Origin of the sequence: Paracoccus albicereus (assembly GCF_024359525.1) — a bacterium.
GTDB classification, from domain to species: domain Bacteria; phylum Pseudomonadota; class Alphaproteobacteria; order Rhodobacterales; family Rhodobacteraceae; genus Paracoccus; species Paracoccus albicereus.
In genome coordinates this window covers 23,381-43,950 of sequence record NZ_JAKZEU010000006.1, presented here as the reverse complement: position 1 = coordinate 43,950, position 20,570 = coordinate 23,381, and the positions used below count along the sequence as shown (strand labels likewise).

Below are 20,570 nucleotides of genomic sequence, written 5' to 3'. Positions count from 1 at the left end.
CCTGCCATGGAATTCGTCGAATATCCCGACCGCGAGATGCTGGCGCTGATGCTGGCCGACAAGCTGACCGGACAACTGGGCCAGCACCTGCGCACGAACGACCGTTCAAGCCTGTGCGTCCCGGGTGGCACCACCCCCTCGCCGGTCTTCGACAACCTGTCGGGCAACGACCTCGATTGGGGCCGGGTCACGGTCTTTCTGGGCGACGAACGCTGGGTGAACGGGGACCACAAGCGTTCCAACAGCCGCCTGCTGCGTCGTCATCTGCTGAAGGACAAGGCTGCCGCGGCCGATTATGTCGATCTCTACACAGGCGATCCCACACCCGAGGACGCGATCGAGGTGCTGGGTCAGCGGATCGAGCCGCATCTGCCGATTACCGTCGTGGTTCTGGGGATGGGCACCGACATGCATACGGCGAGCCTGTTTCCGGGCGCGCCGGGGCTGGAACAGGCACTGGCGCCTGACGCGCCTCCGCTGATGGCGATACGGGCGGAAGGCGCCGACGAGCCGCGCGTGACGCTGACCGCGCGGTTGCTGAGAAACGCGATCCACACCCATGTGCTGATCATGGGACCGGAAAAGCGCGAAGCGCTGGAACGAGCACGCAAGGCGGACCCGGTTGATGCGCCGATCCGCGCCTTCCTGGACGATGCGACGGTTCACTGGGCGGAATGAAGGGGGCGGACATGGGCGACATCTGGCGCAGGCTCGACGATCACCGCAAGGCAAGCATGGGGACAAGGATCGCGGACCTGCTGGACGCAGATCCCGGCCGTGCGGAAAGCCATTGCCTGCGCGCGGATGGCCTTGCCTTCGACTGGTCCAAGACCGCCATCGATGACGACGCGCGCGCGCTGTTGTTGGCCCTTGCGGGCAAAGCTGAGGTGGAAGCGCGGCGCGAGGCGATGTTCGCAGGCCAGCGCATCAACGAGACAGAGGATCGCGCCGTCCTGCACACTGCGCTGCGCAATCCCGGCCGCGCGGTGACGGTCGACGGCAAGGATGTGTCGATCGGAGTGCGCGACGGTCTGGCGCGGATGCGGGCTTTCGCCGATGCAGTGCGGTCGGGCGAGATCGCGGGGCAGGGTGGGGCCTTCACCGACGTCGTCAATATCGGCATCGGTGGATCGGATCTTGGTCCCGCGATGGCGACACTGGCGCTGGCTCCTTACGCCGACGGACCACGGGTGCATTTCGTCAGCAACGTGGACGGCGCCGATATCGCCGACACGCTGAAAGATCTGGATCCCGCGCGGACGCTGGTGATCGTGGCCTCCAAGACCTTCACCACGATCGAGACGATGACCAATGCCGAGACCGCGAAAGCGTGGATGGGCACGGGCGTCAGCGACCCCGGCAGCCAGTTCGCCGCAGTGTCCACCGCGATGGACAAGACCGCCGCCTTCGGCATCGAGGAAAGCCGCGTCTTCGGGTTCGAGGATTGGGTCGGCGGGCGCTATTCGGTCTGGGGTCCGATCGGCCTGTCGCTGATGCTGGCAATCGGACCGGACGATTTCGACCAGTTCCTTGCAGGCGGTGCCGCGATGGACGCGCATTTCCGCGCTGCGCCACTGGCCGAAAATATGCCGGTCCTGCTGGCGTTGGTCGGCATCTGGCACAATCAGGTCTGCGGCTATCCGACGCGCGCGGTCCTGCCCTATGACAATCGCCTCGCGAGGCTGCCTGCCTATCTGCAGCAACTGGAAATGGAATCGAACGGCAAGGGCGTGCGGCTGGATGGCAGCGATCTTGGCCGCGCCTCCGGCCCGGTCGTCTGGGGAGAGCCGGGGACCAACGGCCAGCACGCCTTCTACCAGCTCATCCATCAGGGCACGCAGGTGGTGCCCTGCGAGTTCATCCTCGCCGCCAAGGGGCATGAGCCTGACCTCGCGCACCAACACATCCTTCTGGCCGCGAACTGCCTTGCGCAATCCGAAGCCTTGATGCGCGGTCGCACGCTGGACGAGGCACGAGCGCTGATGAAGGCCAAGGGTCTGACCGGTGACGAACTGGAAAAGCAGGCTCGCCACCGGGTTTTTCCAGGAAACCGCCCGTCGACCACGCTGCTGATTTCGCAACTGACGCCCTATACGTTGGGCCAAATCGTCGCCCTTTACGAACACCGGGTCTTCGTCGAAGGCGTAATCCTGGGCATCAACAGCTTCGATCAATGGGGCGTCGAACTGGGCAAGGAACTGGCGCTGAAGGTCGAGCCGCTGCTGAAGGGGCAGGACGCGCCGGGCCATGACGCGTCGACCCGCCATCTGGCGCAGCTTTTCCGGCAGATGCGGGACTAGAGCGGGCGCGCTTGGGCTTTTCCTCGGCTCCGCAGCCCTCTAGGGTCGCGGTGCAGTGAAAGGATGCGGGCCATGTCGTTTTTTTCCAAACTGAAGGATCGTCTGACCCGCTCGTCCAGCAAGATCGGGCAGGGGCTTGACGATATCGTGGGAGAGGCGCCCGAGGTCGCGCCCCGGACCGGGACGGAGCGAGCCGAACCTGCGCCGGAACCGCCTGCCCCCACATCCGTTCCGCAACCCGCGCCTGATGAAAAGCTGCAGCCTGCGCCGACGCCAGCCCAGCAGCCGCAACCCGAGCGCACGGGCCTCGTCGGCCGCCTGTTCGGTCGCGACAATGCCCCGGCCGAGCCGCGCCGCGAATTGGACGACGCAATGCTGGAAGAACTGGAGGACATGCTGATCGCCGCCGATCTGGGCGTCGATACCGCTCTGCGCGTCGTGTCGAACATCGCCGAGGGACGGCTTGGACGCAAAGTCTCGTCTTCGGAACTCAAGGGCTGGCTGGCGGCGGAAATCGAGCGGATCATGGCGCCAGTCGCACGGCCCCTGCCGCTTTATCCGAAGAAGCCGCAGGTGGTGCTGGTCGTGGGGGTGAACGGCTCTGGCAAGACCACGACGATCGGCAAGCTCGCAAGCCAGTTCCGCGCGGCGGGCAAGTCAGTGGTGATCGCGGCAGGCGACACGTTCCGTGCCGCGGCGGTCGAGCAATTGCAGGTCTGGGGCGACCGCGCGGGCGTGCCGGTGATGAAGGCGGCCGAGGGAAGCGATCCCGCCAGCCTCGCCTATGACGCGATGACCCGGGCCGAGGCCGAGAGCGCGGACCTGCTGATGATCGACACCGCCGGGCGGTTGCAGAACCGTGCCGACCTGATGGAGGAATTGGCCAAGATCGTCCGCGTGATCCGCAAGAAGGACCCTTCGGCGCCGCACAACACGCTGTTGGTCCTGGACGCGACCACGGGGCAGAACGCGCTGTCCCAAGTCGAGACGTTCCGCAAGCTTGCCGATGTTTCCGGTCTTGTGATGACCAAGCTGGACGGCACCGCGCGGGGTGGCGTTCTGGTCGCGCTGGCGGACAAGTTCGGCCTGCCGATTCACGCGATCGGTGTGGGCGAGCAGATCGATGACCTTGACGCGTTCGAGCCGGGCGATTTCGCCCGCGCCCTTGTGGGGGCCTGACATGGTGCGTCGTCCGACCATTGCGCTGATCTCGACCGCTATGTCGCTTCTGGCTGCGACCGCCGGCGCATCGACCTGCGAAGGACGCAATCTCATCGACGCGCTGCCCGATGCGAAGCGCACGCAGATCGAGGCGGCGGTCGCCGACGTTCCCTATCACGAGGGCATCCTGTGGCGCGCCACGCGCGGACAGGCGACGATCACGATGGTCGGAACCTACCATTTCAGCGATCCGCGCCATCTTGAGACGGTTGCCACGCTGGAAGACGACCTGACCGATGCCGAGGTGCTGTTCGTCGAGGCCGGCCCAGAGGAAGAGGCCCGATTGACGCAGGCCCTGACCGAGGACCCATCGCTGATGATCGACCCCGACGGGCCGACGCTGCCCGAACGGCTGGACGACGATGAATGGCAGACCCTGTCGACGGCCATGGCCGAACGCGGCAGCCCCGCCGTCGTCACCGCCAAGATGCGGCCCTGGTATGTCGCGATGATGCTGGGGATTTCGCCCTGCATGATCGAGACGATGACGGCCGCAGGCGATGATGGCGGGCTCGACTCGATCCTTGTCGCGCGGGCCGAGGCACTGTCGATCCCGGTTCGAGCGCTGGAGCCATGGGACACGGTCTTCACGCTTTTCGCCGACCTGACGCCTGACGAGGAAGAGGACATGATCCGCGCGGCCTTGCCCGCCGCCGATTACGCCGACGATTACGCGATCACCCTGACCGACGCGTATTTCAGGGGCGACGTCTGGACGATCTGGGAATTCGGCCGCTTCGACGCCTACGACAAGTCGGGCATGACCAACGCCGAGGTCGATGCCCAGCTTGATCTGGCGCAGACCCAGCTGATGGACAAACGCAACCGCGCCTGGATCGCGCCCCTGACCGATGCCGCTGACAAGGCCGCGCAATCCGGGAAGGGCGTCCTCGCGGGTTTCGGCGCACTGCACCTGCCCGGTGAAAGCGGCGTTCTGCGGTTGCTGGAAAAGGACGGCTGGACGGTCGAAAGACTGGACGGCTGACCAGCCTTCAGCGTCCGCCCGGCCGACCTTCGCGTTTGGGTTTCGGGTCGGGATCGGTCAGACCGTGCTCGGGCTCTTCGCCGTCGTCGGGGTCAATGGGACCGGCCGAGGGCCCGTGCGAGAACCGCTCCATCAGGGCGTTTTCCAGCACCTTGTTCAGATCGCGCGAGCGTTCGACATAGGCCGCGTTCTGGTCCAGCGGCACTTCCGGCTCCCACACCTCTGCCAGTTCGCGCAGGCTCGCGCGGTCCAACCTGTAAAAGATTCGCTCCAGCTCGGCCGCCTCGTATTCCGACAGGCCCGCATTCTCCAGCACGTAGCGGCCGACGCGCAGGCTGGAATCGAACATCTCGCGCACGATGTGGTCGGCCCCCGCCGCGTAAAGCTGATAGACCGTGACCCTGTCGCGGGCGCGCGAGATGATGCGCAGGTCGGGCCGCTGTTCGCGCGCGTATCGCACCAGCTTGAGGTTGGCCGCGGGATCGTCCATCGCCGCCACCAGGATCTGCGCCTTGGCAAGCCCCGCGGCGTCGAGGATCTCGGGCCGGGTCGGATCGCCGAAATAGCCCTTGAAACCGAAGCGACGCATCAGCTGGATCAGCTTCAGATCATGGTCCAGCACCGTGGTCTTGAAACCCGACAGGGTCACCAGCCGGTTCACCACCTGACCGAAACGTCCGATCCCGGCGATGATGATCGGTGCTTGATCCTCGATATCGTCGGGGTGCTGCGTTTCAGACGCTCCATCGCCCATCCGTTTGGCGATCAGGTCATTGGCGATGAACAGAAGCGGCGTGGCCAGCATCGACAGCGCAACGACCAGAAGAAACCCTTGCGCGATCCCCGTGGGCAGGATCGCGAGTGTCACTGCGTAGGATATCAGCACGAAACCGAACTCTCCGGCCTGCGCCAAGGACAGCGTGAACAGGCTGCGGTCGCGGTCGGCAATATCCATGCGTCGTGCGATCAGGTTGAGCACTCCGGCCTTGATCGCGATCAGGGCTGCGGTGATCGCGAGGATGCGCACGGGCTGGTCGAACAGCATTACGAAATCCATCCCCGCGCCGACAGTGATGAAGAAAAGACCCAGCAGCAGTCCCTTGAACGGCTGGATCTGCGCCTCGAGTTCGTGGCGGAATTCGGAACCCGCCAGCATCACACCGGCCAGAAAGGTCCCGAGCGCGGGCGACAGACCGACAAGGATCATCAGCGAGGCGATGCCGACGACAAGAAGCAGCGCGACGGCGGTATCCATCTCGCGCAGGCGGGCCGCATGGACATAGCGGAAGACCGGCCGGACAAGATATTGGCCCACGACGATGACCAGCACCACGGCCGCCAGCGTGGCCAGTGCCGCCGCCCAGCCCGGCAGCGTCGCCATCGCTACATCGCCGATATGCTCGCCGTGATCGGCGCCCGTCGCCGGCTGATGCGCGCCAGCGCCCGCCAGTAGCGGCATCAGCGCCAGCATCGGGATCACGGCGATGTCCTGCGTCAGCAGGACCGAGAAGGCGTTGCGCCCGCCGGGCGTCGGCATCAGGTTCTTTTCGGTCAGCGTCTGCAGGACGATCGCCGTCGAGGACAGCGACAGGATCATCCCCAGCGTCAGCGCGATCGGGAAGGGCTGGCCCAGCAGCATCGCGATGCCGGTGATCAGCGTCAGGGTCAGAAGGATCTGCGCGCCGCCCAGGCCGACAAGCTTCTTGCGCATGTTCCACAAGGCGCGGGGTTCAAGTTCCAGACCGATCAGGAACAGCATCATCACGACGCCGAACTCGGCCACATGTTGCAATTCGGTGACCGCGCCGCCGGTCAGGCCCAGCACCGGACCGATCAGGATGCCGGCGCCCAGATATCCCAGGACCGACCCCAACCCGAACCGCGCCGACAGCGGCACGGCGATCACCATGGTGATCAGATAGACGGTCGCCAGCAGAAGGAAGTTGTCCATTACCGCCCGTCGAGCATCGGCAGTTCCTGGACACGGCCTCCTTTGTTGAAGGTGATCTTGCTGGACCCGATCTCCGTGATGGTACCGCCGTTGATCCGGTCACCAAGTCGAAGGGTGATGACGCGTCCGTTCGACAACCGGACAAGGGCACGGCTGCCTTTGCCGGCGCCGATCGTCCCGATGATCTGGGTCCGATTCAGCGTGATGCCGTCCTTGACCGTGGCGGTCGCCGCGACAGTCCCACTGCTGGAGGTGTTGGGGATCGCCGCGACCTCTGGTTCGTCCTCGGCTTCCGGGGGCTGATACCGCTGGTTGCGCGCGGCGGCCGCACGTGCCTCGGCTTCGGCCTGCGCGCGGGCGCGGGCTTCCGCGGCGGCGCGTGCCTTGGCCTCTGCCGCGGCATCGGCCGAAGCGCGGGCACGGGCGCGGGCTTCGGCCTGCGCCTGCAATTCGGCGTCCTGCGCGCGCTGCGCCGCGATCGCGGCGTCGCGCTGTTGTTGTGCAGCCAGGCTCGACGTCTGCGCGGCGGCCGCCGCAGCCGCTGCGATTGCGGCCGAACCGGCAGAGTTGTCGATCGCAGGCGCGGAGGGTGCCGAAGTGCCACCGCTGCGGCGGGGCGGGATCGACGACGATGTCAGCGCCGTCAGCGGAACCGCACCGGGCCGGGCAGTGCTGGCATCGACCGCAGCGGCAATCGCCGCTTCGACCGCGGCACTGCTGGTGCTGGCCGAGCCGGAGCCGGGGCGCGAGCGGGGACGATTGGACTGGGCAAGGCTGCCGCCGCGCGGCGAAGCGGTCGCCGCAACCGGCGTCGCGGTCGCTGCCGGGCGCGATTCAGGGGCCATCGCCGCCTGCAAGGCGCCGTTCACCGCAGCGTCCGACCGCGTGCCGCCTGGTCGCCGCTCCGGTCGGGCCTGAGCATAGCGGTGCAGGAATTCACGCTCCGTCGCGGTGAGCGGCGCCGGATCGAGGCCGGTCGAAAGGCTGGCCGTGCGCAGGTCGCGCTGAAGTTGTTTCAGCGACTCGATTTCCGAAGGGGTCAGCGCAGCCTCTTCCGCCGGCTCGGACGCGCTGCCCTGATCGAGGGTCGCGGGTCGTGACGGCGGACGCTGCGACAAGCCTCCGGCAACGGTCGGCGTGTTCGGCGGCGGTGTCGTCTGGACCGCCGCCGGGGCAGGAGTCGGCGCTCCCGTAGCAGCGGGCGCACTGACAGCGGAAGGGGCCGGGGCCGGCGCGGTCGCGGCGACAGGCGCCGTGACCCGTGCTGGGCGTACCGGCGGACGCGTTCCGGGAACGCTGACCGTTGCTGTTTCCGTGGCCGTGCCGGGCGGCGAAGGCAGGCGCGGCGCGGTGTCGGCGGGCGTGGCCGCCGGACGGGCGGTCTCTGTCGCAGGGACCCCGGACGTGCCTTGAGCGGTGGTCGGCGCGGCATCCGCATTCGGGGCAGTGTCTGTGCCCATCGCCTCGGTCAGCGCTGCCATCAGCGCATCCTGAGGAACCTCCGTCGCTGCTGTCGTCGAAGGGAGGTCAGCTTCAGGAGCGGTCGCCGTTTCCGCCGGAATCTCGGCCGGTTCTGCAGGGACGTCCGCCGGGGTGTCCTGCGGATCCGGTGTCGAGGCAGCAAGCTCGTCAGCATTCGCTGTCGTGTCCTCGCTCGGCACGACTGGCTCTTCGGTCGGCGCGACGGCCAGATCGGTCGCAGGAACCGCGAGCGGGGCAGGCTCGGCCGGCGACGTGGCCACCTCTGCTTCTGGCTCCGTCGTCGTGACCGTCGCTGCAGGAGCCTCGGTCGTCGTGTCGATCGTCGCCGTTTCGACAGGCGCTGTGTCCGATGCGGGCGATCCCAGCATCAGCCACGCCGCGATCAGCCCAAGCGCCAGCAAAGACAGCATCACCGGCAAGGTGCCGAGTTGCGGTATCAGCGATGTGCGCGCCTCGCCAATCGGCGCCCGGCGACGCGCCTTCCGGTTCAGAAGGGCCCGCCAGCCCGCGACGGGCGTTGCTTCTGCCGCGATGGCGTCGCGACGGGCACGCGCTTCGGCCGCGCGGGCGTGCACGGCCTCGGCACGCGGCGGCAGTCGTCGGGACGCCGTGGGGCTGGGTGTATCGTGACGAACCACAGGTCCGACAGGTGCTGTGACCGGGGTCGACGCCGCGACGTCCGCTGCAGGTGCCGGTGATGGTTCGGGGGCAGACACATGATGCGGCACGATCCGCGACATCACCGGGTCGACGCGCACCGCATCCGGCCCGGGTTGGGCGGCCGGCTCGGCGATGCCCGCCGCCGTGATCCCTGCCTGCGCCAGATCGACAACCGTCGATGGCGATGCACTCGCTTCCTCATCATCGCGTGCAAGCTTGCTGATGCCGAAATCGACCTCGCCCGGGAAGCGTTCTGGCGAAGGGCGCGCGACGAAGCGCGAGGGGCGGAAGCCCTGGCGAACTGCGAAATCCTCGGCCTCCAGCAAGGTCTGACGCGCGACGGCGGCGATCCGCATCGTGTCTTCGCGCGCCTCGCCGGATTGCGCCCAGGCGAAGGCCAGATCCTCGACCCGGTAGGGGGTCAGGCCATCCAGCGCGCGGGCGACGGCGACAGGCGGCTCCAGACCCGGCGCGACGGTCAGCGTCGTATAAAGAACCTGATCGTCCGGGATTACGACCAGAGTGTCCGGACCGCCGGACTCGACCCCGTCGTGATCCGCGTCAAGCGCTGCATCGCGTAGCGCACCAAGGCGCCCGGCGACATCGCCATCGTCGAACACCGCGCGACCGAGCCGTCGCCAGCCCTGCGGTCCGTGACCCTCCAGGATCACGGCATTCTGGGTGAAGCTCATCGCGAAGCGCGGTGCCGCCGGTCGTGTCATCTGTGCCTGTCTCGCCATTATCACCACCCGTTGCCCGATGTGGTGGAGTTTTCCATCAAGTACCGCAAAATGATGTATGAGAAAAGAAAAACTGCCGAATCCGTGAACGCTTTTCAGTGAACGAAACGCCCGCCCCAGCGTTCTCACCGCACCATCGTTTCAGCCAGAAGGACGTCCTCGATGCGCAACCGACAATTCCGGGTTTTCCCCACCGCCATGGCCACTGCCGTCGGGCTGGTCCTCTCCCTGTCCCACGGCGCCGCTGCAGCGCCGCACGGGCATGGCGGCAAGGGTCATGAGATGCGTCACGGCGAGGGTGGCGGTGCCTGCCACATGCAGATGCGTCGCCCCGCGAGGATCAGCGTGACGGGTGCGGGCGACGCGACGATCGCGCCCGATCTGGCGATGATCAACCTGGGCGTCACGACGCAGGCCGCCAGCGCCGCCGAGGCGATGGACGCGAACACGGCGCAGCAGACGCAGGTGATCGACGCCCTTGCCGCCGAGGGGATCGAGGCGCGCGACATCCAGACATCGGGGCTGAACCTGTCGCCACTGATGGAATATCCAGAAGGTCAGCCCCCCCGCGTGACCGGCTATCAGGCGCAGAACATGGTGACCGTCCGGGTGCGTGACTTGGCGGCGCTTGGCGGAACGCTCGACACGCTGGTCGGTGCAGGGGCCAACGAGATGAACGGCATCAGCTTCATGCGAGAGGATTCAAGCCCTGCCGAAGACGAGGCGAGGACCGAAGCCGTCGAGGCTGCGCGCCACAGTGCCGAGGTTCTGGCCGCGGCATCCGGGATGGTCCTGGGACCGCTGATGGAAATTCGCGATACGCCGCAGATGAGCGGCCCGCCGCGTCCGATGATGATGGCGCGCGAAGCGGCCGATGCGCAGGCGGTTCCAATTCAGGCCGGTGAACTGACGATCAACGCCTCGGTAGAAGTATCCTACGCGCTCATCAGCGCGGAATGCGCTGAAGAGATGCGTCGCGGAAATGGCGACGGTCCGGGCGGTGCGCCGGGTGAGGGCTCGGGACCTGAGGGCGCGCCCGATTTGCCGCCGGGCCACCCGCCTGTTCCCGGAATAGAGCCTGCGCCGGCAGCGCCGGGTGATGCACCAGTTGCCCCCGACGCGCCGACTGCGCCCGACGCGTCGGCACCTGCACCGACGCCGACGCCGGAGACCGATCCTGCGGCCGCCCCGGAAACTGCAGCGCCGGAGTCTGGCACTCCGGACGCTGCTGGCGAGGCAGCTGAGCCAGCCGCAGAGATGCCCGCGGATGCCCCTTCAACCGATCCCGCAGAAGGGACGACTGAAGGAAGCACGGACGCCGCGACAGCGCCGGCGAATTGATCTGACGGGCATGGCCTTCATGGTCATAGTCGGCCCAAACAAAGACGGCAGCGCCTTAGGGCGCTGCCGTTTTTTTTCCATCGTCAGAGAAAGATGAAATCGTCGACTGCATCAAGGTCGATAGAATCATACCTTGTTTCCTTGGCCAGTGTGCCGCCTTCCACCAGCGCAGCGTCAATCTGCGCGGGTTCTGACTGTCTGACGCGGACGTCAGAAACGGTTTCCAACTGCTCGAACATGGCCACGTTCGCTGCTCCTCACTGATCTTTCCGCGATCATGCCACGACAACGTCGTCTTGAGAGAAATAGCCTGGTTAACCCGCCATTAGTCTTTGCAGCTTTTTAACGTTAAATATGGATTACGGGCGCAACCCAATGACAGGCTTTAAGAATTTCCAGGTTCAAACGAAAGAAGGCCGCCCTGCAGGCGGCCTTCGACAGTCTTCCAAGCGGTCTGTCTGATCAGTTCTTGGCGTAGAATTCGACGACCAGGTTCGGTTCCATCTGCACCGCGTAGGGCACGTCGCCCAAAGCGGGTGTGCGGACGAAGCTTGCCGTCATTTTGTTGTGGTCGACGTCCAGATAGTCGGGCACGTCACGTTCCGGCAGGCCGACGGCTTCCAGCACGATCGCCAGTTGACGCGAACGCTCGCGGATCGAGACGACGTCGCCTTCCTTCACGCGGTAGGAGGCAATGTTCACCTTCTTGCCGTTCACCTCGATATGGCCGTGGTTCACGAACTGGCGTGCGGCAAAGATCGTCGGCACGAACTTGGCGCGGTAGACGACCGCATCGAGGCGGCGCTCCAGCAGGCCGATCAGGTTCTCGCTGGTGTCACCCTTCACACGCTCGGCTTCGGCGTAGATGCGGCGGAACTGCTTTTCGGTCAGGTCGCCGTAATAGCCTTTCAGCTTCTGCTTCGCGCGCAGCTGAGTGCCGAAGTCCGACAGCTTCTGCTTGCGGCGCTGGCCGTGCTGGCCGGGGCCGTATTCGCGGCGGTTGACCGGGGATTTCGCGCGACCCCAGATGTTTTCGCCCATCCGGCGGTCGATCTTGTACTTGGCAGACGTGCGTTTGGTCACGGCTGATCTCCTTTTGTCATGTCAAAAGGGCGTTGTCCTTTGGTTCCCGATCATTCGGTCGACCCGACAGGCATCCCCTTGCGGGGGCCGCCAACACCAATGAAGGCTGCGCTTATAGACGTGATTCCGGCGCTGTCAACCTTCCGGCAAAAACCCCTGCGCAAGCGGCAAGGCCGCCGCGCCGAGGATGCGCGCGCTGCGGCCCAGACTGCCTTCGACGATGGCCGGCGGATCGACACCGGCTTGCGGCAGGTCGGCCATCGCATTCTGCGTCGCGGCGACGATCCGGCTTCGGATCGCGGTCGGGACGGCACCGTCGATCACCACCGCATCCAGATCGCAGATCGTCGTCGCCGCAAAGCCCGCGAAGGCCAGCGCCTTGCCGGCATCCGAGATCCACGCGTCGAGAAGCGTGGACGGGACGTCCCAGCCGGAATCATCAGGCGGTAGCGCACGGCCCAGCGTCGATTCGAGCGTGTCCACCGACGCCACGTCCAGAAGTTGCCCGCCACCCGGCAACGGCATAGAGCCTGCGGCACCCGCGTTGCGCTTGGGCCCAAGCCGCAATCGGTCGTCCAGAACCAGGCCGCCGCCCGCGTAATGCGCGACATAAAGGTAAAGAAAGTCTGCGGGCAGATCGGATCGGCCAAATACCAGTTCGCCTGCGCAGGCCGAGGAGGCATCGTTTTCCAGTAAGACCGGAAACGGAAGCTCCGCCGCCAGTTCGGCGCAGATGTCGCGGTCGCGCCATCCGGCGAATTCGCGACCCCAGTCCCACAAGCGAAACGGCGCTGCGATGCCCAGCCCGGCGATGCGGTCACGCAATCCGTCGGGAAGACCGGCGGTGATCGATTCGAAGCCGTGGCGGGCAAAGGCGATGATGCGGTCGGGCTCGGGGTGGGGCTGCACCTCTTGGCGATGAACCCGGATCCGGCCAGCGAAATCGATCAGCGCAAGCTCCATCAATCGTCGGCCTAGTTTGAGTCCCAGGAAAAGTGCCCCGTCGGGTGCCGGTGCCAGCGGGGTGCGCGGCTGACCGACCTTGCCCCTCACCGCCTCACCTTCGGTCAGCAACCCAAGATCGATCAAGCGTCTTGATATATTGGTCAAGGCTTGGGCGGAAAGCCCCATCAACCGTGCCAGCGCCATGCGCGGCAGCGGTTCCTTACGGATCATCGACAGCAGCAGCCGCTCGTTATGGCTAAGCTCCGGCAGGATCATCGCGACGGCCTCCTTCCTTCTGCCTATATTAATCCACCAAACTGACTTATTGACAAGTGGCAAAGCTGGTGCATTTTAGGCGCATGAAGGGCGGGGGCCCTTGCTGTGGAGGAATCACCCATGAAGAACACCGTGAAGTCGGCTTTCCGCTTGTCGATCGCCGCATCTGTTCTGGCGCTGGCGGCGGGTGCCGCGCAGGCGCAGGAGCCTGTGAAGGCCTGTCTGATCACCAAGACCGACACCAACCCCTTCTTCGTGAAGATGAAGGAAGGTGCGCAGGCCAAAGCCGAAGAACTGGGCGTCGAGCTGAAATCGTATGCGGGTCAGGTCGATGGCGACAACGAGGCGCAGGTCGCGGCAATCGAAGCCTGCATCGCCGACGGCGCTCAGGGCATCCTGATCACTGCGTCCGACACCGCGGCAATCGTCGATTCGGTGCAGGAAGCACGCGATGCGGGCATCCTTGTCATCGCGCTTGACACGCCGCTTGACCCGATTGATGCGGCCGACGCCACCTTCGCCACCGACAACTTCAAGGCCGGCGAGCTGATCGGCCAGTGGGCCGCCGCCAAGATGGGTGACGAAGCCGCCAACGCCAAGATCGCGATGCTGGATCTGGCCATCTCGCAGCCTTCGGTCGACGTTCTGCGCGACCAGGGCTTCCTGTCGGGCTTCGGGATCGAGCTTGGCGACGAGAACAAGTGGGGCGACGAGGAAGACCCCCGGATCGTCGGCAACGAGGTCACCGCCGGCAACGAGGAAGGCGGCCTGACCGCAATGGAGGCTCTGCTGGCGCAGGACCCCGACGTCAATCTGGTCTACACGATCAACGAACCCGCTGCCGCCGGTGCCTATGAGGCGCTGAAGGCCGTTGGCCGCGAGAATGACGTGACCATCGTGTCGGTCGACGGCGGCTGTCCCGGCGTTCAGAACGTTGCGGACGGCATCATCGGCGCGACCAGCCAGCAATACCCGCTGGACATGGCCTCGCTGGGGATCGAGGCGATCGCGACCTTTGCCGCTGACGGCACCAAGCCGGCGCCGACCGAAGGCAAGGACTTCTTCGACACCGGTGTGCGGTTGATCACCGACGAGCCCGTCGACGGCGTCGAGTCGATCTCGTCCGCCGAGGGGCTGGAACTCTGCTGGGGCTGATCCCGCAAGACGCCGCGCGCTGAGCGCGGATATCGGATCGGGCGGCCATCGCGCCGCCCGTTTCGCCAAGGGCCCAAGCGCGGTCGGCCCGCCGCATTCCTAAAAAGGGAGGCGCCGAGATGGCGAACGAGAAGCAGCCTGTCGGCACGAATTTCGAGGACGGGCTCCAGGGCGCGGCCGAGAACGTCGCCGAATTCCATGCGACCGAAGGGCCGCTGAAGAAACTTCAGCACTGGCTGCACCAGACGCCGTCGGCGGTCCCGATGATCGTCCTGATCGCATCGGTGATCGTCTTCGCTCTGCTGTCCGACAATTTCTTCCGCGCCACGACCATGTCGACGATCCTGCAGCAGATCGCCATCGTGGGCATCATCGGCTGTGCGCAGACACTGGTGATCCTGACCGCAGGCATCGACCTGTCGGTCGGTGCGATCGCTGTGTTTTCATCGGTGCTGATGGGCCAGCTGACCTTCCGATTTGGCATTCCGGCACCGGCCGCGATCGCGCTTGGCCTTGCGGCCGGGGCCGCGATGGGTGCGATCAACGGGTTGCTGATCTCGCGCCTCAAGCTGCCGCCCTTCATTGTCACGCTGGGCACCTGGCAGATCTATCTGGCCGCCAACTTCATCTTTTCGCAGAACGAGACGATCCGCTCGCGCGAGATCGGCGAGCAGGCGCCCGCCCTGCAGTTCTGGGGCCTCTCGATCGAGCCCGGTGGGGTCAAGGTGCTTTACGCCGTGTTCCTGATGATCGCGCTGGTCGCGGTCATGTCCTATGTCCTTCGCCAGACCGCGTGGGGCCGCCACGTCTACGCGGTTGGCGATGATGCCGAGGCGGCCCAGCTGGCCGGCGTCCAGACAAAGCGCATGGTGCTGCAGGTCTATACGCTGGCCGGGTTGTTCTGCGCCATTGCCGGATGGGTGATGATCGGGCGCTTCGGTTCCGTCTCGCCCACCGCGTCGACCGGGCAGCTGGGCAATATCCAGTCGATCACCGCCGTCGTCATCGGGGGCATCTCGCTTTTCGGCGGACGCGGTTCGATCATCGGCATGTTCTTCGGCGCGTTGATCGTCGGCGTGTTCGAGATGGGCCTGCGCCTGGTCGGGACCGACCCGCAATGGACGTTCTTCCTCATCGGCGTGCTGATCATCTTCGCCGTCGCCGTGGACCAGTGGATCAGAAAGGTGTCGTCATGAGCGAACCCATCCTTTACGCCCGCAATCTCGTCAAGCGCTACGGCAAGGTCACCGCGCTCGACCATTGCGACTTCGACCTAATGCCGGGCGAAATCCTGGCCGTTATCGGGGACAATGGTGCCGGCAAGTCGAGCCTGATCAAGGCGTTGTCCGGCGCGGTCCAGCCCGATGAGGGCGAGATCACGCTGGAAGGCAGGAAGGTCCAGTTCGACACGCCGCTGGACGCGCGAGCGCATGGTATCGAATGCGTCTACCAGACGCTGGCGATGTCGCCCGCCCTGTCGATCGCGGACAACATGTTCATGGGACGAGAGCTGCGCAAACCGGGCTTCATGGGCAAGTATCTGCGCCAGCTCGACCGTCCGGCGATGGAAAAGTTTGCCCGCGCGAAGCTGAACGAACTGGGGCTGATGACGATCCAGAACATCAATCAGGCGGTGGAAACGCTGTCGGGCGGCCAGCGTCAGGGCGTCGCGGTGGCGCGGGCGGCGGCCTTCGGGTCGAAGGTCGTGATCCTCGACGAGCCGACGGCGGCGCTGGGTGTCAAGGAAAGCCGTCGCGTGCTGGACCTGATCCGGGACGTGAAGTCGCGTGGCATTCCGATCATCCTGATCAGCCACAACATGCCGCATGTGTTCGAGATCGCCGACCGCATCCATATCCACCGGCTGGGCCGGCGGCTCTCGGTGATCCGGCCTTCGGATTACTCGATGTCGGACGCGGTCGCCTTCATGACCGGCGCCAAGGTCCCGGAAGAGGCAATGGCGTGAACCAGGATAACGGGGTAGGGGGGCACCGCCCCCCCTCCTCCGGACTCCCCGCAGAATATTTCAAGACGGATGAAGGGGCGCGGCTTCTGTCGCACCTTTCCGCATTGCCCTCGCGCGCGGTTGTCGCGCTGGCAGGCGCGCCTGGATCGGGCAAATCGACCTTGGCCGAGGCGCTGGTCGCGCGAATTCCTGGGGCGGTGCTGCTGCCGATGGACGGCTTCCACCTGGATAATGCGATCCTTGATGCGCGCGGTCTGCGCGCGCGGAAGGGTGCCCCAGAGACCTTCGACGCCGAGGGGTTCGTGACCTTGGTGCAGCGCTTGGCACAGGGTGGCGAGGTCGTCTTTCCGATTTTCGACCGCGCCCGTGATCTGGCGGTTGCAGGTGCCGGTGTGATTGCCCGCGACACGCCGCTCGTGGTCGTGGAGGGCAATTACCTGCTGCTGAACCGGGCACCGTGGACCGCTGCCCGATACAACCTGACGCTGTTTCTGGACCGGCCTCAACCGGTTCTGGCCGCAAGGCTCACGGCGCGTTGGCAAAGCTATGGCAAGGAAGCGGAGGCGATTGCGAGCCATCTGAAGAACGACCTTGCGAACGCGGCGCTGGTCGCGGGCGGGTCGCGACCGGCCGACATCGTGTTGCGGGGCTAGTCGCTGAGCCGTCGCATCAGGCGCCAAGCCAAGGCTGAACAGATCAGGGTCGCCGTCGCCGCAGGGATGGCGGTGCCGTTATAGAACAGCCCGATCGGTGCCGCGATCAGCACCGACAGAATAGTCGCGACCGCCGACACGATCGAGGCTGCCATCCCGGCGATATGTCCCATGGTCTGCAGCGCCAGCGCGTTCAGGTTGCCGAAGGTGACGCCCGCCATGAAGAACACGCTGGTGACCCAGAAGAAGAACACCGGAAAACGCAGCGGCGCTGGCACCGCATCGGTCAGCAGCAGGATCAGCATCACCGCCGAGACGCAGGTCTGCATGATATAGGCCGCCTTGGCGATTCGACGCATGCCGAAGCGGATCACGAAGGTCGCGTTGAAGATCGTGCCGATGCCCGACAGCAACGCCATCGCCGCGAACCACAACGGAAACTCGTCGCCCCTGCCGTAGGCTTCCCCGAAAAGTTGCTGAGCGGAACTCAGCAGGCCGAACATCTGCGCGTAGCCCAGCGTCATCACGATTGTCGCCAGCATGACCTGCCGGTCGCTCAGCACCTCGATCGCGGCGGCGCGCAGGGTCGCGATGCGCAACGGACGACGCCGTTCTGGCGGAAGCGTCTCGGCCTGGCGCAGGTTCAGCCATGTCGCACCGCCAAGCGCGAAAAGGACAAATGCGGCGAAGACCCCGTGCCAGCCGAACGCGTCGATGATGACCGCGCCCACCGACGGTGCCATCGCCGGAACGAGGATGAAGATCATCATCACGAAGCTGGTGATCCGCGCCATCTCTCGCCCCGCGTAGAGATCGCGAACCAGGGCCAGTCCCACGATCCGTGGCCCGGCGGCGCCCAGCCCCTGTACGAAGCGGGCGATCAGAAGGAATTCCAGTGAGTTGGCGAACATCGCGGCGATGGCCGCTGCGATGTAGATTGCGAAACCCAGCGTGATCGTCCGCTTTCGTCCCATCGCGTCCGACAACGGTCCCGCAATCAGCGTGCCGACGCCCATGCCGCCAACAAAGCTGGTCAGGATCAGCTGGGCGCGATTCACGTTGTCGGGGGTCAGCGCCTGAGCGATTTCGGGCAGGGCCGGAAGCATCGCGTCGATGGAGAAGGCGAGGGTGGCGAAAAGGAACGCCAGCATGCCGATGAATTCCGGCAGCGGCAGGCGCCGGACAGGGGAATGGTCGATGGGGGACATCGCGGCAGAGCCTTTCGATTACCCCCGGCCCCTAGACCCGCCGCGCGGGATGTTCAAGCCCGGCCAGGCGCCTCACCCGTCAGGTCCTTGATGACCTGCGCCCACAGCGTTGCGGGCTGCGCGCCCGGGACGGCGTGGCGGTTGCCGATGATGAAGGTTGGCACCGCACTGATGCCGCGTTCGCGCGAATGCGTCTCGCGTGCGGCGATCGTGTCGCGATCCGCGTCCGAGGCCAGAAGTCGCGCGATCATCTCGCGGTCCATCGCCGCCTCGCCGGCGATGTCCGCCAGCGTCGAGGCGTCGCCGATGTCGCGGCTTTCCTGCCAGTGGGCGCGCATGATGGCATCGACCACCGGTCCCTGCCGATGCTCGACGCCGGCCCAGTGAATGACCCGGTGCGCATCGAACGTGTTCGGCTGGCGCACGACCGGGGCCAGGGTCAGCCCAAGCGCTGCCGCACGCTCGGCGATCTGCTGATCCATGCCGCTGGCACCGTCCCCGAACTTAGCGCGCAGGTAGTCACCGCGATCCATCCCCTCGGCCGGCATGTCCGGGTTCAGCTGAAACGGATGCCATGCGATCGTGAATGGATGGTCCGGACGGGCGGCTAGCGCTGCCTCGAGTTCGGCCTTGCCGATCAGACACCACGGGCAGACGGGGTCCGAGACGATGTCGAGCGTGACGGGTTGCTGGGTCATATCCGGTCCTTGCTGTGCGCCTCGCGCAGGGCGCGGCGATTGATCTTGCCGGTCGGCGTGCGCGGCAGGCTGTCCACGCGGATGTAGTCGCGCGGCTGCTTGTAGCGGGCAAGACCGCGTTCTGCCAGCGCGCGCAACGAGCCTGCCTCGGCCGAGCCGGTCCAGAAGGCGGCGATGATGCTGCTGCCCGGACCGACAGCGATCTCGGCCACGGCAACATCACCGGCGTCCGGGGCGGTGGCCAGCAGCTCTTCGATCTCGGGCGGGGCGACGCGGAAGCCACCGGCATTCATGATGTCGTCCGCGCGGCCGAGCAGGGTGACCGCGCCGTCGCCATCCGCCACGGCCTGATCGCCGGTCAGAAACCAGTCACCACGAAATCGCGCGGCCGTTTCATCGGGTTGGCCCAGATAGCCTAGAAACAGGCCGGGATCGTCGCGTCGGATCGCCAGCGCACCGGTCTGGCCTGCAGGCAAGGGGCCGTCGTCACCCAGGACCGCGACGTGCCTCCCGGTCTGCGCAAAGCCGGCGCTACCGTCCGGCGCCGGATGTGCGGGTGAGCCGGACAGGAAAGTCGAGCATTCCGACATCCCCATCGCTTCGTGGAGGTCGGTGCCGGTCCGCTCACGCCAGGCTTGGCGCAGGCCGGGGTCAAGCCTTTCACCGGCGGTCAGTCCATGGCGCAGCGTCTTGATGGGTGACCAGCCGGCCCGCAGCATCCGGCGGAACACGCCGGGCGCGCCTGCCAGCATCGTCGCACCGTGGCGCGCGGCCAGAAGCGGGATCTGCTCGATCGCCGTGCCTTCCTCGGGGATCAGGGCCGTCGCGCCGATGGTCCACGGATCCATCAGTCCGGTGCCCAGCGTGAACGTCCAGTTGAACGCGCCCGCATGCAACAGCCGGTCGTCGGGTCGCAGGTCGTACCAGCCGTCGAACATCAGCCGCCGAGCGCGAATCGCGCGATGCGCATGCATCACCGCACGTGGCTGACCCGATGAGCCCGAGGTGTAGACGATATAGGCCAGACGCTCGGGGTCACCCTGATCGTATTCTGCCGGCGGAAGGTCGGCGAAACCCGCCAGTGCGGCTTCGTCGAGCACCGGGGCCGGATCGTCGGGAAGAGGTATGCCCGGGCCGGCCACGATCATCGCAGGCTGGATTTCGGCCGCGATCTTGGTCGTCTCGCGCTCTGTCAGCATTGCCGAGGTCGGGACCGGGACGATCCCGGCCGCGATCGCGCCAAGATAGGCAATCGGAAACGACGGACGGTTGCCCAGCCGCAGCAGAATGCGGTCACCGGGTTGCAGTCCCGCGCGGGTCAGCCCTGTTGCGGCGCCGAGGATCGCAGCTTGCAAGCGTCCGTAGGACCAGCGCTCCGCCCGGGCCGGACCGATGACTGCAAGCGCCGTCTTGTCCGGTGTCTTAGCGCCTGCGCGCAGCACATGTTCGGCTAGATTCATGCAGGCTTCATCGCAAAGAAAAACGGCCCGCGCAAACGGGCCGTCGATGGTTTGCTCGCGCGGATGCGCGCGTCAATTCCAGTGTTCCGAGGCGGTTGCCTTCAGAGCAGCTGCAGGTCGCTGGCCGAGGAGCGGCCGTCGCGGCCCGCCTGCAGCTCGTAGCTGACCTTCTGATTGTCCTGCAGGCCGGTCAGGCCGGCACGCTCGACGGCGGAGATGTGGACGAACACGTCCTTGCCCCCGTCATCGGGTGCGATGAACCCGTAGCCCTTGGTGGAATTGAACCATTTCACCGTTCCGGTCGCCATGACCATTCTCCTTATCAGTCTCCCGGGCTGGATTGCCGCGGGCCGTGCAGCCTTTGTCTTGGTCGTCCGGCTGCCCCGATAGAGGGAGGCGGTAGAAAGGGCTCACGCACGAAAAGATGAACGATTCGTTAAGAAACG

The 20,570-nt window shown here is 66.0% G+C and carries 18 protein-coding genes; 9 read left to right on the top strand and 9 right to left on the bottom strand.

Annotated features, from left to right (window positions below; all coding sequences use genetic code 11):
• The first annotated feature begins 6 nt into the window (after positions 1 to 6).
• The 4 genes from pgl (at position 7) to MLD63_RS15480 (ending at position 4,506) form a co-directional block, all read left to right on the top strand.
• Complete coding sequence (pgl, locus tag MLD63_RS15495) at positions 7 to 678, top strand: 6-phosphogluconolactonase (protein WP_255330823.1); 672 nt, start codon at positions 7 to 9, stop codon at positions 676 to 678.
• Between the two features lie 11 nt (positions 679 to 689).
• Entirely contained in the window at positions 690 to 2,300 is a 1,611-nt protein-coding gene (gene pgi, locus MLD63_RS15490) for a glucose-6-phosphate isomerase (protein WP_255330822.1), read from the top strand.
• Positions 2,301 to 2,372: 72 nt separating this feature from the next.
• Positions 2,373 to 3,479 (top strand): signal recognition particle-docking protein FtsY, encoded by a 1,107-nt coding sequence (gene ftsY, locus MLD63_RS15485; protein WP_255330821.1) that lies wholly within the window; start codon positions 2,373 to 2,375, stop codon positions 3,477 to 3,479.
• Complete coding sequence (locus MLD63_RS15480; protein ID WP_255330820.1) at positions 3,424 to 4,506, top strand: TraB/GumN family protein; 1,083 nt, start codon at positions 3,424 to 3,426, stop codon at positions 4,504 to 4,506. Before ftsY ends, MLD63_RS15480 begins: the two co-directional genes overlap by 56 nt.
• A 7-nt stretch (positions 4,507 to 4,513) precedes the next feature.
• Here the strand turns inward: MLD63_RS15480 and MLD63_RS15475 are convergent, their stop codons facing one another.
• Together MLD63_RS15475 and MLD63_RS15470 are read right to left on the bottom strand one after the other, a co-directional pair.
• On the bottom strand, positions 4,514 to 6,457 hold the full coding sequence (locus MLD63_RS15475) for a monovalent cation:proton antiporter-2 (CPA2) family protein (RefSeq protein WP_255330819.1): 1,944 nt from the start codon (positions 6,455 to 6,457) through the stop codon (positions 4,514 to 4,516).
• Positions 6,457 to 9,321: a hypothetical protein gene (locus MLD63_RS15470; protein WP_255330818.1), complete on the bottom strand. Its 2,865-nt coding sequence runs from the start codon at positions 9,319 to 9,321 to the stop codon at positions 6,457 to 6,459. The genes MLD63_RS15475 and MLD63_RS15470 overlap by 1 nt, the downstream gene beginning before the upstream one ends.
• 216 nt (positions 9,322 to 9,537) lie before the next feature.
• On the opposite strand from MLD63_RS15470, the gene MLD63_RS15465 reads away from it, so the two are divergent.
• Complete coding sequence (locus MLD63_RS15465; protein ID WP_255330817.1) at positions 9,538 to 10,680, top strand: SIMPL domain-containing protein; 1,143 nt, start codon at positions 9,538 to 9,540, stop codon at positions 10,678 to 10,680.
• 83 nt (positions 10,681 to 10,763) lie between these two features.
• Here MLD63_RS15465 and MLD63_RS15460 read toward each other — a convergent pair whose 3' ends face one another.
• From MLD63_RS15460 to MLD63_RS15450, 3 genes are all read right to left on the bottom strand, one after another.
• The gene (locus MLD63_RS15460; protein ID WP_255330816.1) at positions 10,764 to 10,925 is read right to left on the bottom strand and encodes a hypothetical protein; all 162 of its coding nucleotides are present in this window, start codon (positions 10,923 to 10,925) and stop codon (positions 10,764 to 10,766) included.
• Between the two features lie 217 nt (positions 10,926 to 11,142).
• Positions 11,143 to 11,763: a 30S ribosomal protein S4 gene (gene rpsD / locus MLD63_RS15455; RefSeq protein WP_255330815.1), complete on the bottom strand. Its 621-nt coding sequence runs from the start codon at positions 11,761 to 11,763 to the stop codon at positions 11,143 to 11,145.
• Between the two features lie 135 nt (positions 11,764 to 11,898).
• Positions 11,899 to 12,984, bottom strand: coding sequence for an ROK family transcriptional regulator (locus tag MLD63_RS15450; protein WP_255330814.1), 1,086 nt, complete (start codon positions 12,982 to 12,984; stop codon positions 11,899 to 11,901).
• 120 nt (positions 12,985 to 13,104) lie between these two features.
• Between MLD63_RS15450 and MLD63_RS15445 the strand changes: the two genes are divergently transcribed.
• The 4 genes from MLD63_RS15445 to MLD63_RS15430 all read left to right on the top strand — a co-directional run bounded on the left by MLD63_RS15445 (position 13,105) and on the right by MLD63_RS15430 (position 16,758).
• On the top strand, positions 13,105 to 14,139 hold the full coding sequence (locus MLD63_RS15445) for a sugar ABC transporter substrate-binding protein (protein WP_255330813.1): 1,035 nt from the start codon (positions 13,105 to 13,107) through the stop codon (positions 14,137 to 14,139).
• A gap of 119 nt (positions 14,140 to 14,258) precedes the next feature.
• A complete protein-coding gene (locus tag MLD63_RS15440; protein WP_255330812.1) occupies positions 14,259 to 15,335 on the top strand; it encodes an ABC transporter permease in 1,077 nt (358 codons plus the stop codon).
• Positions 15,332 to 16,105 carry an ATP-binding cassette domain-containing protein gene (locus MLD63_RS15435; RefSeq protein WP_255330811.1) on the top strand — a complete coding sequence of 258 codons (774 nt, stop codon included), beginning with the start codon at positions 15,332 to 15,334 and terminating at the stop codon, positions 16,103 to 16,105. Before MLD63_RS15440 ends, MLD63_RS15435 begins: the two co-directional genes overlap by 4 nt.
• Positions 16,106 to 16,191: 86 nt before the next feature.
• Positions 16,192 to 16,758 (top strand): AAA family ATPase, encoded by a 567-nt coding sequence (locus MLD63_RS15430; protein WP_255330945.1) that lies wholly within the window; start codon positions 16,192 to 16,194, stop codon positions 16,756 to 16,758.
• Here MLD63_RS15430 and MLD63_RS15425 read toward each other — a convergent pair.
• The 4 genes from MLD63_RS15425 to MLD63_RS15410 all read right to left on the bottom strand — a co-directional run bounded on the left by MLD63_RS15425 (position 16,755) and on the right by MLD63_RS15410 (position 20,432).
• Entirely contained in the window at positions 16,755 to 17,966 is a 1,212-nt protein-coding gene (locus MLD63_RS15425) for a multidrug effflux MFS transporter (protein ID WP_255330810.1), read from the bottom strand. The two genes, MLD63_RS15430 and MLD63_RS15425, sit on opposite strands and share 4 nt — an antisense overlap.
• A 53-nt stretch (positions 17,967 to 18,019) precedes the next feature.
• On the bottom strand, positions 18,020 to 18,664 hold the full coding sequence (locus MLD63_RS15420; RefSeq protein WP_255330809.1) for a DsbA family oxidoreductase: 645 nt from the start codon (positions 18,662 to 18,664) through the stop codon (positions 18,020 to 18,022).
• Positions 18,661 to 20,124, bottom strand: a complete 1,464-nt coding sequence (locus tag MLD63_RS15415) for a class I adenylate-forming enzyme family protein (protein WP_255330808.1) — start codon at positions 20,122 to 20,124, stop codon at positions 18,661 to 18,663. Before MLD63_RS15415 ends, MLD63_RS15420 begins: the two co-directional genes overlap by 4 nt.
• 101 nt (positions 20,125 to 20,225) lie before the next feature.
• Positions 20,226 to 20,432, bottom strand: coding sequence for a cold-shock protein (locus MLD63_RS15410; protein ID WP_255330807.1), 207 nt, complete (start codon positions 20,430 to 20,432; stop codon positions 20,226 to 20,228).
• Positions 20,433 to 20,570 lie beyond the last annotated feature (138 nt).

What these genes read in the sequence shown, in the direction of transcription:
- pgl (WP_255330823.1), top strand. Translation starts at nt 7, where the DNA reads ATGGAATTCGTCGAATATCCCGACCGCGAGATGCTGGCGCTGATGCTG.
- pgi (WP_255330822.1), top strand. Translation starts at nt 690, where the DNA reads ATGGGCGACATCTGGCGCAGGCTCGACGATCACCGCAAGGCAAGCATG.
- ftsY (WP_255330821.1), top strand. Translation starts at nt 2,373, where the DNA reads ATGTCGTTTTTTTCCAAACTGAAGGATCGTCTGACCCGCTCGTCCAGC.
- MLD63_RS15480 (WP_255330820.1), top strand. Translation starts at nt 3,424, where the DNA reads ATGACCTTGACGCGTTCGAGCCGGGCGATTTCGCCCGCGCCCTTGTGG.
- MLD63_RS15475 (WP_255330819.1), bottom strand. Translation starts at nt 6,457, where the DNA reads ATGGACAACTTCCTTCTGCTGGCGACCGTCTATCTGATCACCATGGTG.
- MLD63_RS15470 (WP_255330818.1), bottom strand. Translation starts at nt 9,321, where the DNA reads ATGACACGACCGGCGGCACCGCGCTTCGCGATGAGCTTCACCCAGAAT.
- MLD63_RS15465 (WP_255330817.1), top strand. Translation starts at nt 9,538, where the DNA reads ATGGCCACTGCCGTCGGGCTGGTCCTCTCCCTGTCCCACGGCGCCGCT.
- MLD63_RS15450 (WP_255330814.1), bottom strand. Translation starts at nt 12,984, where the DNA reads ATGATCCTGCCGGAGCTTAGCCATAACGAGCGGCTGCTGCTGTCGATG.
- MLD63_RS15445 (WP_255330813.1), top strand. Translation starts at nt 13,105, where the DNA reads ATGAAGAACACCGTGAAGTCGGCTTTCCGCTTGTCGATCGCCGCATCT.
- MLD63_RS15440 (WP_255330812.1), top strand. Translation starts at nt 14,259, where the DNA reads ATGGCGAACGAGAAGCAGCCTGTCGGCACGAATTTCGAGGACGGGCTC.
- MLD63_RS15435 (WP_255330811.1), top strand. Translation starts at nt 15,332, where the DNA reads ATGAGCGAACCCATCCTTTACGCCCGCAATCTCGTCAAGCGCTACGGC.
- MLD63_RS15425 (WP_255330810.1), bottom strand. Translation starts at nt 17,966, where the DNA reads ATGTCCCCCATCGACCATTCCCCTGTCCGGCGCCTGCCGCTGCCGGAA.
- MLD63_RS15420 (WP_255330809.1), bottom strand. Translation starts at nt 18,664, where the DNA reads ATGACCCAGCAACCCGTCACGCTCGACATCGTCTCGGACCCCGTCTGC.
- MLD63_RS15415 (WP_255330808.1), bottom strand. Translation starts at nt 20,124, where the DNA reads ATGAATCTAGCCGAACATGTGCTGCGCGCAGGCGCTAAGACACCGGAC.
- MLD63_RS15410 (WP_255330807.1), bottom strand. Translation starts at nt 20,432, where the DNA reads ATGGCGACCGGAACGGTGAAATGGTTCAATTCCACCAAGGGCTACGGG.